Raw genomic sequence first — 15,138 nt, 5'->3', positions numbered from 1 at the left:
TATAAAACCCGTTGGATGCAGTCAGTTTAAAAAAAATAAATTGCAAAAATAGAACAGACGAACATCCAACAGGTTAACTTATAGTTGTCTATAGATTATATTTCAGACCAAGGTTAAACTTCACTCCGTAATATTCTACCTGTTTTGGTCGGTTTGGAGTTTCTCCAAAATGATACATTAAAGGCTCGTTCAGGACGTTGTTTACATCACTGAAGATTGTAAAATGCTCTCCTACTTTATAAGAAGCTGAAAAATCAAGTGAGTTGTATTTGCCGTAATAAATATCGTTCATGTCCGTATTCTTTGCATTGGCATCAAAACTTGTAGCATAAGCCCCTTTATGATTAAAAGCGGCTCTCACATTAAGTTTACCTGTTTCATAAAACAATTGCAAGTTGTATAATTCTTTTGCCTGGTAAGGGGTTGACACTTTTCTTCCGTTGGGATTATTGGCATTTTGTCCCAAAGTCATTTCAGAATTCATAAGTGTTGCATTGATCTGAGTTCCAAAATATTTCAGGAATCCAGGCAGGAAGCTGAATCTTTTGGTGATACCAAATTCAACACCGCCAATCCAGGCATTGCCACCATTGGCAGGCGAACTGATTTCGATATCTGAAATCCCGTTAATCGTACCTTGATAGGTATCATCAAAAATAGGATCTGTAATTGATTTATAGAAAACTCCTGCATTAATCACCCCTACTTCATCCAGGAAATATTCTCCTAATAAATCAAAGTTCCAGGAATAGGTCGGATTCAGATTTGGGTTTCCTCCTGCGTATTCTCCGTCGATTGTATTTAATGATCCGGCTGGAGAAATGTCTCCAAAGTTGGGTCTTGCAAAAGTTCTTGTAGTCGCAAAACGAATGTTTAAATTATCAACCGGAGAATATTTTATATGCAGCATTGGCAATACTGATGTGTAGCTTTTCGTATTTTCAGCATCTACGACAACATTATTCTCAACTGTTTTACCCGTAACCTGAGTAATAGTATTGGTCACTCTGACTCCTCCTAAAATGGTCCATTGATCAGAGGCTAAATACGTTGCCATTGCATAAGCAGAAGACGTTGTTTCGCCTACATTAAAGTTTCTTCCCAAACCTTTTCCTAATTCAGGAATCTGAGAATCTGCAGGGTTTAAAACCAGATTCCCTTGTGAAGAATTAAACAAATTCGTCATTCCGTCTGTAGATAAAACCGGACCAAAAGCAGTACCAACGGAGGTTCCTGTTTCTCTTCTCATATAATTTGTTCCTCCCGGCTGACTGATTAAATCAGAACCATAGTTGGATAAAAATGGTGTCGCTGATCCTGCCCAACTGTAGTATTCATCTCTAAAAGTCGCAATACGGTCTTTGTCTGTCAATTTCGCACCAAATTTCATTTTAAGATTTTCATTAAAATTGTGCTCGTAGTTTACAACTGCAATAATATTATCTCTTTCTACAATGCTGATTTTATACAATTCCAGTGTAGAAAATTTCATTTTTGTAGGGTCTGTTTTAAAATTTGGATCTGAAAAGAAATCAAAAATTGACTTTGGGTGATTAGGATCCAGCATTCCTCCATCAGCAGCCCAATAGGCTCTTGGTCCTCCTGCTCCGCCATTTGCCAACGGAATCGTATTTAAATATCCGGGTTTAACGCCAACACCGGTCTGGTTGAACTGAATTAAGAAATAACTGTTGTCTGCTGCATTTGGAATATTTCCGTACTTAAACTGATTTCGATATGAAGCCAGACTCCAGTCTAAAGTCCCATTTCCTAATTGATGTTTACCGCCTAAATCAATACCAATAAACTGAGTCATTAATTGGTTGTGAATGTCTTGCTGCTCTACTGTTAAAGCATTTGTAGCGCTGCTGAATTTATCAAACCTGATGCGGTGTTTGTAGTGTGTTTCTTCATCGGTAAGTCCGCCATAAGTGGCTTTCAGGAAAATTTTATCTCTTGAGGAAGGATTAAATTCCATGGCAGCATTTAAACCAGTTGTTTTTCGAACTCCGGTGTAATCCCGTAATTCTAATCTGTAAACGCCCTGATCGCCTTGTCTTCTGGCTTCGTAATTATCGGTTGCCCAGTTTCTGTCCCAATAAGTACCATTAACGATGTACCCGAACTTTCCGTTTTTACTTTTGTCACCAATCGTAAGGGATCCGCTGTAGATTCCTTTATCCGATTTTTGATTGTAACCGCTAAAAACAGTTGCTTTAATGGTTCTTTTTGTTGGAGCGGTCTGAGTCGTAAAATTGACACTTCCGCCAATGGCATCTCCGTCCATGTCCGGGGTAATGGCTTTTGTAGCTTCTACATAAGCGATAAGATCTGATGGAAAAAAGTCAAATGCTGTGGCTCTTGAAGTGGTTTCTTCTTCAGCTGTTGGAATTCTGTTTCCGTTGATTGTAGTGGATGACCAGAAAGGCGGTAATCCTCGTACCGAAACAAAACGTCCTTCTCCCTGATCGCGTTCAATAGAAACTCCCGGCATACGCTGAACGGTTTCTGCCGCATTACGATCCGGTAATTTACCAATACCATCGGCAGCAATTACGTTAACTATGCTCATGGATTTCTTTTGCATGTTCAGCGCTCTTGCTTCACTGTTTCTTTGGCTCATGCCGCTTACAACCACTTCATTCAGTTCTTTTGAATTGGTTTGTAATCGAATGATCCCCAAATTTAGTTGTTGATTGTCTTTTACTTCAACTGTGATCGTTTTTATTTCATATCCGATATAGGAGATCTGCAATTCGAAACTTCCCGATCTTACATCCTGTATGGTGAAATCGCCGCTGAAACCAGTAGTCGCTTTTTGATTGTTTGATAGTATAATTGTCGCTCCCGGCAGTGGAGATTGTGCGTCAGTAACAATTCCGCTGATAGTTGCTTTTTGTGCCGTCATGTTTTGCACAAAAAATAGGGCAGAAAAAATAAAAATTGCCTTGTAAATTGTTTTCATGGTTAGTTTGTTTACAAATATTAAATTTATTAAAGCAAATTAACTATGAATTTTACAAATAGTGAAAAAATTAAAATTATCGAATTGTTAAAGAAATGAAAATTATTGCACTGCCTTTGTTAAGAATTTGTAAAAAGCAATTGTAGAATTTTACCAAAAAGGGCGTTGAGTACCTGTAAAAACTACATTGTTGATAATTTTGTCTTATTTCAGCTAATCGAAATAAATTATTTTTAAGAAAAAAATAAAATTCCAAGCGGAACATAAGTCTTCCATTTATTTACAAATAGTAAATTTTATACAGTAAACATTATAACACATAAAATAAAAAAAGGTTTCTTTAGGTTTACATTTTTTTAGGTTTTTCGGTAAACAAGAAAGTTGTGCTTTACTTTCAACCGAAGACCGGAAAAGGATCCTTGATTAAAATAGTAAACCTCAGGCCTTAAAAATCGCTACAGGCTGGAAGGATTCAAAAAACGAATAGGCTCTTTTCTCTGCATAGGAATGCACGGAATTACGCAATGGAAAAGCGCAGTGTCCTCCGTACTTTGGAGTTTCCAGATATACATACGCGCTGTCCTGCGCTATAGCTCTGGGATAACACCTTTCGCCTAAAAAAGGATCATCCAGAGAATTAATAATTAAGACCGGAGTGGTAATATTTTTAAGGGAAAATTCCGGGGAAACACGTTGATAATAATCATCCCGGCTGGCGAAGCCATGCAGCGGTGCTGTAAAATAATGGTCTACTTCATCAAAAGAGGAAATACTGTCAATTTGATCGCTGTTTATAAAATCAGGAAACTGTGCTGCTTTGTGTTTCAGCTTTCTCTTAATATCAATTGTAAAATTCTTTAAATAGACTTTGTTAAAACCCTGTTTGAGTACTTCAGCACTTGTTGCGATATGGGTCGGCACCGAAATGCATACTCCTGCCTTGATGCGCGCATCCATTTTTGTCCAGCCAAAATAATTCAAAAGCTGCACCCCTCCCATTGAATATCCGATCAGGTACACTTCTTCGAAGCCTTTTTGCAAAACAAACTGAACTACCTCGTCCAGATCATCAACTGCACCGTGATGATACAGTCTGGGCAGACGGTTCATTTCTCCTCCACAGGTACGATTGTTCCATGCGAAAACCGAGAAATCTTTCTCCTGAAAATAAACCGCACAGCTATTGTTGTACGTTCTGCGGGAATCCCCTTCTAAACCATGACATAAAATAACGGCTTTTTTAGGGTCCTTTATAATAAAATCGATGTTGATAAAATCTCCGTCTTTCAACTCCTGTTTTTCTCTTGTATATCCCGGAGCGTCAAACCTTTTAAACAAAGCAGCATAAATGGTAGAAACGTGCCTGTTGCGATGAATAATAGAAGGGGAATTATATTCTGATTGTTCAATTATAGGCATGATAGGAAAGTATATTGGTACATAGTACAAATCTATGAAATGAATCAACATGTAATTTAAAACTGTCTTTTTTATTTCATACAGCCCTTAAAGGACGGCATGACTGCAAACGGTTCAAAATTTACATTTTTTCGTCTTTCATTGTTATTGCCATTGTTATGCCATTTCCATTGTTATTGCTGTTGCTGTTGCTGCAAATGATCCATATAGGCTAATTGTTCTTTAACGCGCAATGAAACTTCCTGAAGTTTGACATCATTTATTTCTTCGAATTGGCGTCCGTCTTCATAACCAATCGAAACACAAACAGAAAGTGTTTGTCTTGCCAGCCCTTTAAAAGTTCCTTTTATAGGGGTACAATCCGTAAAATTTCGTCCCACAGACAGCCGGACATGATTGTCCATCGTCCAGATATTGTTGGTGGGATCCAAACCTAACCAGCCTTGTTTTGGCGTATAAATTTCGACCCAGGCATGAGTGGCACCTTCACCCCGAAGACCACTTTCGTTAGGGCAGATATAACCGCTTACATATCGGGACGGAATTCCCGCAGTACGCAAAAGCTGCAATAAGATGTGCGCAAAATCCTGACATACCCCTTTTTTAAGGGTCAGAATTTCATCGACGGTAGTTTCGATATTGGTGATTCCTTTGGTGTAAGTGAAATTCTCAAAGACATAGGTATTGCATTGCTGTGCAATTTCGATAATGGATTTATTCTCAATTTTAATGGTCTTCAGAATCTCAGCAATTTCATTTTGTTTCTGAATATCGTCTCTGTAACAAAGCCGTAATAATAAAATGCTTTTTTGCTTTTCTTCCTGAATATTATCCACGGAAGTGGGATCAATATCCGGAATTTTAAGCGAATGATTGACACGTACCAACATTCGGGATTCAATTGTCATTTCAGAATGAGCCTCCAAAACATTGAAATTCCCAACGCGATTGCCGTAATAATCCTCAGAAATATCAACATCAGGATTATGTGTAATTAAAATTTGGTATTGCAGTACTTCCTGATTTTCAAAATGATGGGGAAAAAGCCTAATTTCGTTGATACTTTCTTTTATCGGATAATTGTATTGGTATTTTGTGAGGTGCACTATTTTGAAAATGGCCATATTTTTAGGTGTAAGAAAAGAATAATTTCGAGAAATCTGTTGAGAACTGAATAAGCTGCATTTTGGTATTTTTCAGCACATCTTCTAATTCCTGATTGGTCAAATGCTGATAATCAGTAAAAGCCACATAACTTTTCAGACGCCCAAACTGGTTCAGTAAAGTTCGGGCTTCGCTCAAATCATTGTCCTTGAACAAACTGTCTAAATACGTATTGATTAAATCAAGCGTATAAATGACTGAATGGGCAAAATCTTTATTGAAAATAACCTGATGTACTACTTTTCGATTATGTGAAATGTTGGAGTAACTTTTTAAATAAAGTTCATAACCCGAGAGCGACAACAATAATCTGCGCCAGTAAATTAAATCTTCTTCGCCTTCGAGATTGTAATTTATAGGCGAAAAATAAGCCTGCGTCATTGAAATGGTCTGCAGGCATCTTTCGATATGTTTGCCAATACTCGAAAAACACCAGCCTAAACCTCTTGGCATGGTAACCTGAAGAATCCCGTTGTAGAGCAGTAAATCTTTATTGAGTTTCGTGATAATATTTAAGGCATCATGGGTTTCCAGTTTTTTTGGCAGCTCGGGAGCATTCATATAGTGATACATAGAATTAATGTGCTCCCACAATTCCTTGGTAATTTTATCCTGTGCACCTCTCGCATTTTCACGCGCTTTAATGACCAGATTTTTAACCGAATTATCATTTTGATTGTCACAAATGATGTATTTAAGGACATAAGTCGTGTCGTATTGAATGGCATGAATCTTATCCTGGGATAAATTGGTATAATATTCCAAAAGGGGCCTGTAACCCTGAGAATCGTTTATTTCTTTATCAAAAGATAAGATATAAGAAGTATTCAGCGTCAGCAGCATTCCATCTGTACGTTCCATGTACCGGTTAAGCCAGAACATTCCGTCTGCTACCCGGCTTAGCATATTTACTCCCATTTTTGACTATTTTTTAAGGTTATAGAAAATAAAAATTTATTTGATAATCCAGGTGTCTTTACTACCGCCGCCCTGTGATGAATTTACGACCAGGGAGCCTTCGGTCAAAGCGACGCGGGTCAGTCCGCCGGGAACAATCTGAATTCCTTTCGGGCCGCATAGCGCATACGGCCGTAAATCGACATGACGTAACTGGAGTTTTCCATCAATCAGACACGGAACGGTGCTCAACTGGATAATAGGCTGTGCAATAAAATTTCGGGGCGTTTTAGTAATCGCAATTTTGGCATCCTCCATTTCTTCCTGCGTAGCTTTATTGCCCATAATCATTCCGTAACCGCCACTCTGATTGGTTTCTTTAATCACCATATTTTCCATGTTCGCAAAGACGTATTCGCGTTCGTCCAGATTTTCCATCCGGTATGTGGGAACATTTTTCAGAATGGGTTCTTCGTTCAGATAGTATTGGATCATATCCGGCACATAGGCATAAATCGCTTTATCATCGGCAACGCCGTTTCCTACCGCATTTACCAAAGCTACATTTCCCTGTCTGTACGCGCTGATTAATCCCGGAACGCCAAGCGCGCTGTCGGGTTTAAAAACCAGCGGATCCAGATATTCATCATCTAAACGGCGATAAATTACATCAACCTGCTGCAAACCCGAAGTGGTTTTCATGTAAACGCGACTGTTATTCACTACCAGATCCCGGCCTTCCACTAAAGGAATTCCCATCTGGCGTGCCAGATAAGTATGTTCATAATAAGCGGAATTGTAAACGCCCGGAGTCAGCAAAACTACATTTGGATTCGGAATACTGCGGGGTGAAAGTGAAACCAGAATACTATGAAAAATCATAGGATAATTGCTCACCATACTCACATGATTTGACGAAAGCATATCAGGGAAAATACGTTTGGTAATTTCTCTGTTTTCCAGCATATAACTCACGCCGCTGGGGCATCGCAAATTATCTTCGAGCACATAAAATTCTCCTTTTGCACCGCGAATTAAATCGATTCCGGCAATGTGAACATGAATATTATGCGGCACTTTTATACCCTGCACTTCTTGTATGTAATGAGGACAAGAAGCAATTAAGCCGGCAGGAATTATGCCTTCTTTGATAATGAGCTGTTCGTTGTAAATATCTTCCAGAAATAAATTCAGGGCCATTAAACGCTGCTTAATTCCGGACTCTACTTCGAGCCAGTCTTTTTGCGTGATGATTCTCGGAATGATATCAAACGGAAAAATACGCTCAATGCCATTGGCATCATCACTGTAAACGGTAAAAGTAATCCCCTGATTCATAAACAAATCAGAAGCCTGCTGTTGTTTACTGGTTAAATTTTTGTGACTTAAACCCTGAAGCGTTTTAAAAACCTGACTATAGGAATCCCGCACACCTTCTTTTGAAAACATTTCATCCCAGCCATTATCATTTAAATCTGGTGCTAATTTCGCCATAGATCAATTATTAAATAAATTATATTTTAGCTTTTCGTTGAAAAATATTTATTTTTTTATCTAAAATGCAAATTTATTTTTCCGAAAATTATTGATTAAGTATCAATTTTATAATTTATATACTATTCCTTTTTTAGTGTTTCAATTTTGAAAATAGTATTTTTTATAACTGTGTTTTTTTACAATTCCGTATTCAGAAAAAAAATGAATTGGCAAAATTTTCAATTTTCTAAAGGTTTTTATCTGCATTTATAGTGGAAAAATATCATACAGAAACACACTTTAGTGGGTATTCATTAATCGACAGTTTCAGAGTCATTGAAATTATGTAACATAGCATCCTCAGAAAAGAACTAAATTTGAGATGTTTATTAAAAAATACTATTATGAAAAATATTTCAATCCTTCTCTTATCCATTTTCTTTTTCTCCTGTCAGCAAAAAGAAAATAAAAATGCTCCTGTTCAAACTTCAGAGCCTGTGCTCACAGAGAAGAATAACGAAAAGGAAAACAAAGAAGAGGAGAACAAACAAACTGGCGACACTATCTTCATGAATTTTAAAAATGAAAAAGGTTTGTTTACAGCTGAAGGCCTGTTAGATTCCATTCACCCGAGAGTGTACGTTAAATTTAAAAATGAAGATTCAGGTGAATTAGCCGCAAAAATTATTCCGACTACAGGCAAGGGAAACATCCGTTTCAACCAAATTATCTTTCCTGATAAAACCTCAGACGGTCCCTTTGGAATGGATTTGAAAATCCCTGTAAAGCAAAAAGGAAATTATATTGTAGTAATTGGACATTCGTTAATGGCTGACAGTCCGTTTTTGGGTAAATTTAAGGTGGAGCTTGAGCATAAAAAAGAATAATTTCTTAAAGTAGCATTAAAAAAAATCCTCAGTCCCTAAAAATTGAGGATTTGACCTGCTCTTTGGCAAGCCCGTTTCTATTTGACTTTTTAGGACAGGATTATGAATTGCCTGTCAATTCTGAAGTATACTGCGATTTTTCTACCGTATTATTTTGACCTATTTTTTGAATATCAGCATGGATTTCAATATCATTTTTAAAAATGAGCTGCAACAGGTCAACAATTTTTTTTGGGGTAACTTTATTAGAATATCCTGTAAACTGAATCAGCTTGTCTTTTCTCTGATGCATTTTAAAACCTGCCAGAGGCAAATGTGATAAACCATTAGAAATATCGATATTATTGATTTTTACCTCTGATTTTGTAAAAAAAACGACAGGATTTCGTGCTTCCAGATCTACTAAAAACGGAATACCGTTTTCTATTTTTAAACTGCAAAAATCGCCCGTTCTGTAACGTACTAAGGGCAGAAACGGATTGTTGCCTCCCGTAACGACTAACTCGCCTCTTTCGCCATAAGGAAGCGGCACATCATTGTGTTCATCAAAAATTTCTAAGTATAAGTCCGGCCGGATCACTTGATGTCCGTTTTTGGTCGCATACGCTATATTTCTGCACTCTGTTAACGAATAAAGATCGATAACAGGACATTTGAAATAATTTTCCAATTTGTTTTGGGTCCCTTTTGTCAGCCTCATCGCCGAGGATATAAGCGCTTTTGGTTTTAATTGCGGCTGTAAATCCAACAATGCCATAAAAGCTATCGGATCGCCGGTCAGGATTTGCGGATTGTATTTCTCCAGATATTTTGTAACATCCTCTGGATGGTTCCAATCTGACGGATTCAGGTTTATTTTTAATACACCGGCTCCTTGCAGATAAGCGGATAAAGAAGCGTATGTCAATGTTTTTTCCTGGGCACAGATCAAAGCAATAGCCGTGGTATTTTTACTTTCTGTAATAGCAATATTAAACTCTTTAAGAACGGACTCTATTTGTGGCAACCAGGCAGCCTGGGATACCGCATCAAAAAGTACATCTAACTTCGGCCCCGTAGATCCGGAAGTATGATACACCAATAGTTCGTCTAAATTGGCCTCATTGGAAACAAATAAATAGGGAGACTTTCGGATATCTTCTCTGGAAGTCGTGGGAAAAGAATCGAAGTCATTCCCTTTGTTCTGGTAAAAGGGTACTGTTTTAAGGCACCATTTTAAATAGTCTGTTAACCAAATTGGAGTTTGCCCTTCTTTCCAAAATACTTTTTTATCATAATATTTCTTTTGGTACGCCTTCACTTTTGAAAGCTGTCCCGTATTTAACCGGTCACCGCTTTTAAAATTAAATTTTGGAGCAAACACATCCTGTCTAAGTTCATTTAAAAAACTTAAATCATCCAGCAAAGGAAAACGTTCCTTGTCTGTTAACGCTATTTGCGGACCACTACTCGCGTCCATAGGTATTTGCGGCTTCACGGGCTTTTTTTTCTGCCATCTCTCTTTTAATATTCATTATTCGTTCATGTGCTTCGTACGATTCTTTTAGAACTTTATGTCGGTCCGCACTGTTTATGGAGGATAATTTATCTGCAGCTTCATCATAATTTTCTCCGTTAGGGATAATTTCACAGCAGTTTAGCAATAATCTCACCATTTCCTCCGCACGCTCATCATCAGTAATCCAATCGTTAAATTTTACATAAGCCGAAGCGTTGCGTAATTCTTCAAACCAAAAAAAATACAATTTGTCTTCTATAACAGGTGCATTTCTAAAATCGGAATGACACAATAACCAGGCAGAAATATGAATGGCCCGCCAATGGTTGTCAGTAATAGCCTTTAGACTGGCATCCGCTGGTATATTAAAATCCCTTTTTAAAAAAATATTTCCTGTAATCCTGTAGGTATCACACACCAAAGCTATAGAATCTATTCCTTCCTTCGAAAAAAAGACAGAGGGTTTTAAAAAGGAATCCGGACATTTTCGTAAATAGGTCACCAGCTCAAAAACATCATACTTAGACATAGGCATAATTTTGTTGTGAAAATTCCAGTGCAAACTTTAAAAGTTCTGCTTCATTTGTAACATAACAGACCTTCCATCCCATTTTTTCTAATCGGATCACGAAGTCTTTATGATAATCGGGTTGAGAATGTAAAACCATAGTTCCGTGCCCGCCTGCATTTTTTAAGGCAATTTCGGCCAGTTCCCAATGGCTTTGTTCTGTTCCTGTATTGGCATCCAGCATACTAAAGATATCATTGTCGGTGACGATTACAATATGCGATTTTTTATTTGGTTTTTCTTCGAATGGTTTTCGCAATCGTTCCATTCCGTAGGCATAACCGGTACCCAAATAGGAGGTTAAAGTGGTCAGTAAATCTGTTTCGTCTGTAATAAAACCATCCGTTTCAAGATAATCTCCGGGCTCACCGGAAAGGCATCCCATAACAGCTGCTCCTGCGCGTAAGGCAGATAAACCTATAACGGCAGCTGCCAAAACCGGCCACGAAAAATTTTGTTTCGGATTCATCATCGAACCCGAACAATCGATCCCGATATATACATTTAAGGGACTTTTTGAAATACTGTTGTCAGAATCGGAACCGAACGTTCTCTTTTGAGTCGTTAATCCCGGAATAAGGGTCGGTGATAAAATGGCAGACTGCAGCCAGTCCATTTCTTCAATCGAGTCGCCAATATCCCAGGTTTCCAGTCCTTCCGGCAGATCCAGTGATACATTTTCAGAAATTTCCACAGGAAAATCAATTAAATGCGGTAAGGCAATTTCTTTGTAATAAGCATTGACCAGACGCTGTTCGTCTGCGTTTGGATTGACCTGTTTCATCAAATCAATATAATTTCCGGGGCCTATATAGCCCTTTCGGGGCCCTTCCCCACCTGCTCTATTTTTTTCGATGCCTAAACTTTGCTTTTTCTTTTTAGCGTCCTCTTCTTCTTTTAAGCTCAGGGCTTCTTTTCGCATATCAATTACTTCATCATACCCTTCTAAATCGAGTTGGGTCATACCTGCAATATCCATAGCTCCCTTCCCTGCATCTTCTGCATCTAATAGTATTAAAATCTTTTTACGGGAATCCTGAAAGGTTTTGTCATCCATCAGGTACGGATATAACATCACTGCAAAACGACCGCCGCCATGAATCCAGTTCTTGGAGTAGCTTCTGACCAAAGAGGCTAATAAGGAGGCATCAGAATCTATTTTTTTACTGTGGAAAGATAAATTTGTTGCCAATTCACCCCGGTTTAAACGCCATAAATACTCATAAGTACGCATCATCAGCGTCCAAAATTCAGAAAAAGTATCCTCTGAATTAATCGCTTGATACACTTCCGACATTCTTAATTTATGAATACGCTGTAATTTATCATTGATTAAAAAATCAGCATATAAATTAGAGACCATAGGTGCCCTGTCCTCAATACCCGGAAGCGCAAAACGAATACGATTCAGTAAGATGGCGTTGTCGTATAAATTGGCAGGCGTAAAAATATGATGTCCAATTTCGTGCGCCAGTACTTCAGTAGCATAATCGGTAATACCGCGCTGTACAATTTCTTCTAAATTAATCACAATGCGATGATCTGTTAACCGGATCATTGCAAAACTTCCTGTAAGCCCTTCTTTCACGGCCTCTTCATTTGATAAACACCAGATAGGTTCCTGTAAACGCAACAGCGGATTCCATTCCAGTTTTGCCGGCTGCCAATGCGATTTCCACAAGGCCAGTGTTTTTTCTATTTCAGATTGATTATGCATTTCCAAGACTGTACAGGTATAAAAAATAGGAGTTTTTTAAGGTGAAAACCAAGGTGTCTTCTGTGACCACAACAGATGAAATAGTGGGTGCGTCAATTTTTTCATTGTCTTTTCCAAGCCATTTCTCCAGGGTTTCAGATCGTTTGGAAATAGATACAATATACGCCGAATCAACAGAAGCGGCCGGAAGTAATACTTTGCCAAACTGGTCTGCAAAAAGGGCGTAACTGCTATTAGAATCACTTACAAATATATGTTCCCCAATCTGTGCCAGCACTGGCGGATGTTCAAAAAATCCGGTGGTGCCTTTAAAACCTCCCTGAACCCCTTCAAATTTTGTATTGGTAGTTGTCCATGCATTTTTAAAAAGGTGGCTGTTATTTTCAGCTGTACCTATGGTAGTGACAATGGTTTGCTGCAGATTTTCAGAAAGTTCCCCGAAATCCGTTTTTAAACGAGTTCTTAAATGGGCCAAACCGCAGTTCCAGGCATAAATACGTCCCACAATTTTAAAATCTTCTATTGTTTTAATTTCAGAACTGCTGGTACCGATAAGTGTACACCACGCTATGCTTTTCTCCGGCGCATACCTATGGAGGTTTACCAGTACATCATTCAGTAATGAAATCATTTTTGTTGGAAATTTCACTGTCAGGTTAGGCATTTCTGCCAGTAAAAGCCACGCCTCTTTATATTCATCCCTATAACGGAGGAGCAATCCGCTTCCGATTAATTTTAAGGATTCCAGATACAGCGCTTTTACAACTTCATGAATCTTTTCTGAGGCTGAATTAATGCTAACTGCTGCTTTTACTATGGGTTCAACCACTTCTGTCATCCAGCAGGCAATAAGTGGAGCAGGCAAATTGCCGTACTTCATTTCGCTTTCCTTGTACCATTGATTGTACAACACGCTGTTATCGCTTAATTCTGATATGAGTTCCGGAAGGCTTATTTTTTCCATTGCAGCCATCTTTTATAATTGGTGTAACGCTGGTGCAGGTATTTTAATTTTAAAATATCATCTGCCCTGTACCCGTACAACTTTTTCTCTTCCGACCATCTCTGCAATTGCTTTTCGATATTTAAAAGGCGATTGTCAATTTCTTTTGAAGATATATTTTCGAGTCCTTTTTTAAATTCGGCTTCGAAGGTATCCACCGGATCATTTCTGTCTAAATCCTGACTCACATATTCATCGCAGGACAAATCGAATAAATTTCGCAGCCATACAATTCGATCTACTCTGTAAACTTCATTCCCTGCCTGGTCAAAAAAGGGCGATTCTAAATGTGGTGTCAGGCTATCGTGCAAAACGAATGGTAAAACCTGTCGGATATCTTCCAGTTCTACTTTTTTATTCCCCCTGAAATAGGCCAAAGCTTTGGAGAACATCAATAAAGTCATGATTTTTCGAACAGACAAACCATTTTTCGCCTGTGAACCTAAATCTTTAATCTGATCCTTTCCGGTTTCTTTTCTAAAAAGGGAACGCATGTCCATACCTGACAATTTTGCCGTGTCTTTGGTCATGTATTCCAATCGATTGGAAGCAGGTTCAAAAAATTCAAACTGACGGCAGAAAAACTCGATACGTTTGCGTAATTCGGGTTCTATTTGTACACCTCTGATTTGTTTGTTTATGGTATCCAGTTCCTCTTCCGTAAAAATAATTTCTTCGGGAATGATCGCTTCCGGCTTAAAATTAAGTTCAATACGCTGTAATAAATCGTCAATAAACCGCGTATTAAAATGCATAGCCCTGATCACGATATCAATCCTGTCTTTTAAGGCTTCAATAACCTGATAGGTTCCGCCGCCGGCATCATCATTGGCCGTCAGATACCAGGCACCTTCGGGACATTCATAAATCTGATCGAAAATTTCAGCATAGTTATCGGCCAGTACGGTTAGTAAAGCAGATTGTGTCCGGGTTGGAATTCGATTGTATTCATCAATAATTTTCACGCGCATGCCGAGCCATTTTCGCCACGCAATTCTAATATCCGAAGTCTTTTCGGCCTTTACCATATCTGAAGGTAACGGATGCCCTAATAAATCTGAAATCGTCATTTGAGGCTGACCGTGCTGAATGGCACGCATGACATCCTTTTTATCGTAGCCCGCCAATAAACCCATCAAAACCGAAGTAGCTGTTTTTCCACGACCGGGTCCACCCACAATGAGGCATTTACCCCTGGCAGCCAGATTCAATAAAGGCATTAATACAAAACTGGAATAACTTTGGTCGGTTGGCAGGTAAACCGGTACTTTACTGTCTCCAAACAAAAACTTTTTAGGATCGCCATCATTGAATTCTATATCATAATACGGGCTGATAATGGCAATATTAGTGATCCAGAAATACGCCTGACGCAATTTTTCATCTAAAGTAATGGAATCATTGGATTCATTTTGAGGAATATCGCCTGAATAAAGATCTTCTATCTGAAATTTATTATCTTTTGAGGCATCTTGCGGATTCGTAGGCGATTCAGGGACTTTCTTAAAAAATCCCATTGTTTTATTGATCAGATCAGACATGCT

At 38.4% G+C, this 15,138-nt stretch carries 11 protein-coding genes; 1 reads left to right on the top strand and 10 read right to left on the bottom strand.

The features are described 5' to 3' along the window. Positions 1 to 88: 88 nt before the first annotated feature. The 5 genes from EV142_RS08135 to EV142_RS08115 all read right to left on the bottom strand — a co-directional run bounded on the left by EV142_RS08135 (position 89) and on the right by EV142_RS08115 (position 7,939). On the bottom strand, positions 89 to 2,965 hold the full coding sequence (locus EV142_RS08135; RefSeq protein ID WP_132034300.1) for a TonB-dependent receptor: 2,877 nt from the start codon (positions 2,963 to 2,965) through the stop codon (positions 89 to 91). A 438-nt stretch (positions 2,966 to 3,403) separates the two neighbouring features. Next, positions 3,404 to 4,384 carry a YheT family hydrolase gene (locus EV142_RS08130; protein WP_132034298.1) on the bottom strand — a complete coding sequence of 327 codons (981 nt, stop codon included), beginning with the start codon at positions 4,382 to 4,384 and terminating at the stop codon, positions 3,404 to 3,406. A gap of 173 nt (positions 4,385 to 4,557) precedes the next feature. Then, positions 4,558 to 5,508: a transglutaminase family protein gene (locus EV142_RS08125; protein WP_132034296.1), complete on the bottom strand. Its 951-nt coding sequence runs from the start codon at positions 5,506 to 5,508 to the stop codon at positions 4,558 to 4,560. A 4-nt stretch (positions 5,509 to 5,512) separates the two neighbouring features. Then, positions 5,513 to 6,466, bottom strand: coding sequence for an alpha-E domain-containing protein (locus tag EV142_RS08120; RefSeq protein ID WP_132034294.1), 954 nt, complete (start codon positions 6,464 to 6,466; stop codon positions 5,513 to 5,515). 36 nt (positions 6,467 to 6,502) lie between these two features. Continuing rightward, positions 6,503 to 7,939, bottom strand: coding sequence for a circularly permuted type 2 ATP-grasp protein (locus EV142_RS08115; RefSeq protein ID WP_132034292.1), 1,437 nt, complete (start codon positions 7,937 to 7,939; stop codon positions 6,503 to 6,505). 386 nt (positions 7,940 to 8,325) lie between these two features. On the opposite strand from EV142_RS08115, the gene EV142_RS08110 reads away from it, so the two are divergent. Further along, positions 8,326 to 8,808, top strand: coding sequence for a hypothetical protein (locus EV142_RS08110; protein WP_132034290.1), 483 nt, complete (start codon positions 8,326 to 8,328; stop codon positions 8,806 to 8,808). Positions 8,809 to 8,908: 100 nt separating this feature from the next. On the opposite strand, the gene EV142_RS08105 is transcribed toward EV142_RS08110, so the two are convergent. The 5 genes from EV142_RS08105 to EV142_RS08085 are packed head-to-tail and all read right to left on the bottom strand — an operon-like array spanning position 8,909 to position 15,135. Then, positions 8,909 to 10,285 (bottom strand): AMP-binding protein, encoded by a 1,377-nt coding sequence (locus tag EV142_RS08105; RefSeq protein ID WP_132034288.1) that lies wholly within the window; start codon positions 10,283 to 10,285, stop codon positions 8,909 to 8,911. Next, entirely contained in the window at positions 10,254 to 10,835 is a 582-nt protein-coding gene (locus EV142_RS08100) for a hypothetical protein (protein ID WP_132034286.1), read from the bottom strand. The genes EV142_RS08105 and EV142_RS08100 overlap by 32 nt, the downstream gene beginning before the upstream one ends. Further along, positions 10,828 to 12,591 carry a DUF58 domain-containing protein gene (locus EV142_RS08095; protein ID WP_132034284.1) on the bottom strand — a complete coding sequence of 588 codons (1,764 nt, stop codon included), beginning with the start codon at positions 12,589 to 12,591 and terminating at the stop codon, positions 10,828 to 10,830. Before EV142_RS08095 ends, EV142_RS08100 begins: the two co-directional genes overlap by 8 nt. Further along, entirely contained in the window at positions 12,584 to 13,555 is a 972-nt protein-coding gene (locus tag EV142_RS08090; RefSeq protein WP_132034282.1) for a hypothetical protein, read from the bottom strand. The genes EV142_RS08095 and EV142_RS08090 overlap by 8 nt, the downstream gene beginning before the upstream one ends. Then, positions 13,543 to 15,135, bottom strand: a complete 1,593-nt coding sequence (locus EV142_RS08085; protein ID WP_202978489.1) for an AAA family ATPase — start codon at positions 15,133 to 15,135, stop codon at positions 13,543 to 13,545. The genes EV142_RS08090 and EV142_RS08085 overlap by 13 nt, the downstream gene beginning before the upstream one ends. Between the last annotated feature and the right edge of the window lie 3 nt (positions 15,136 to 15,138).

The organism is Flavobacterium circumlabens (assembly GCF_004345565.1).
GTDB classification, from domain to species: Bacteria; Bacteroidota; Bacteroidia; order Flavobacteriales; family Flavobacteriaceae; genus Flavobacterium; species Flavobacterium circumlabens.
This window is presented reverse-complemented; position numbering and strand designations above follow the sequence as displayed.

Coding starts and splice junctions, on each gene's coding strand:
- EV142_RS08135 (WP_132034300.1), bottom strand. CDS start 2,965: ATGAAAACAATTTACAAGGCAATTTTTATTTTTTCTGCCCTATTTTTT.
- EV142_RS08130 (WP_132034298.1), bottom strand. CDS start 4,384: ATGCCTATAATTGAACAATCAGAATATAATTCCCCTTCTATTATTCAT.
- EV142_RS08125 (WP_132034296.1), bottom strand. CDS start 5,508: ATGGCCATTTTCAAAATAGTGCACCTCACAAAATACCAATACAATTAT.
- EV142_RS08120 (WP_132034294.1), bottom strand. CDS start 6,466: ATGGGAGTAAATATGCTAAGCCGGGTAGCAGACGGAATGTTCTGGCTT.
- EV142_RS08115 (WP_132034292.1), bottom strand. CDS start 7,939: ATGGCGAAATTAGCACCAGATTTAAATGATAATGGCTGGGATGAAATG.
- EV142_RS08110 (WP_132034290.1), top strand. CDS start 8,326: ATGAAAAATATTTCAATCCTTCTCTTATCCATTTTCTTTTTCTCCTGT.
- EV142_RS08100 (WP_132034286.1), bottom strand. CDS start 10,835: ATGTCTAAGTATGATGTTTTTGAGCTGGTGACCTATTTACGAAAATGT.
- EV142_RS08095 (WP_132034284.1), bottom strand. CDS start 12,591: ATGCATAATCAATCTGAAATAGAAAAAACACTGGCCTTGTGGAAATCG.
- EV142_RS08090 (WP_132034282.1), bottom strand. CDS start 13,555: ATGGAAAAAATAAGCCTTCCGGAACTCATATCAGAATTAAGCGATAAC.
- EV142_RS08085 (WP_202978489.1), bottom strand. CDS start 15,135: ATGTCTGATCTGATCAATAAAACAATGGGATTTTTTAAGAAAGTCCCT.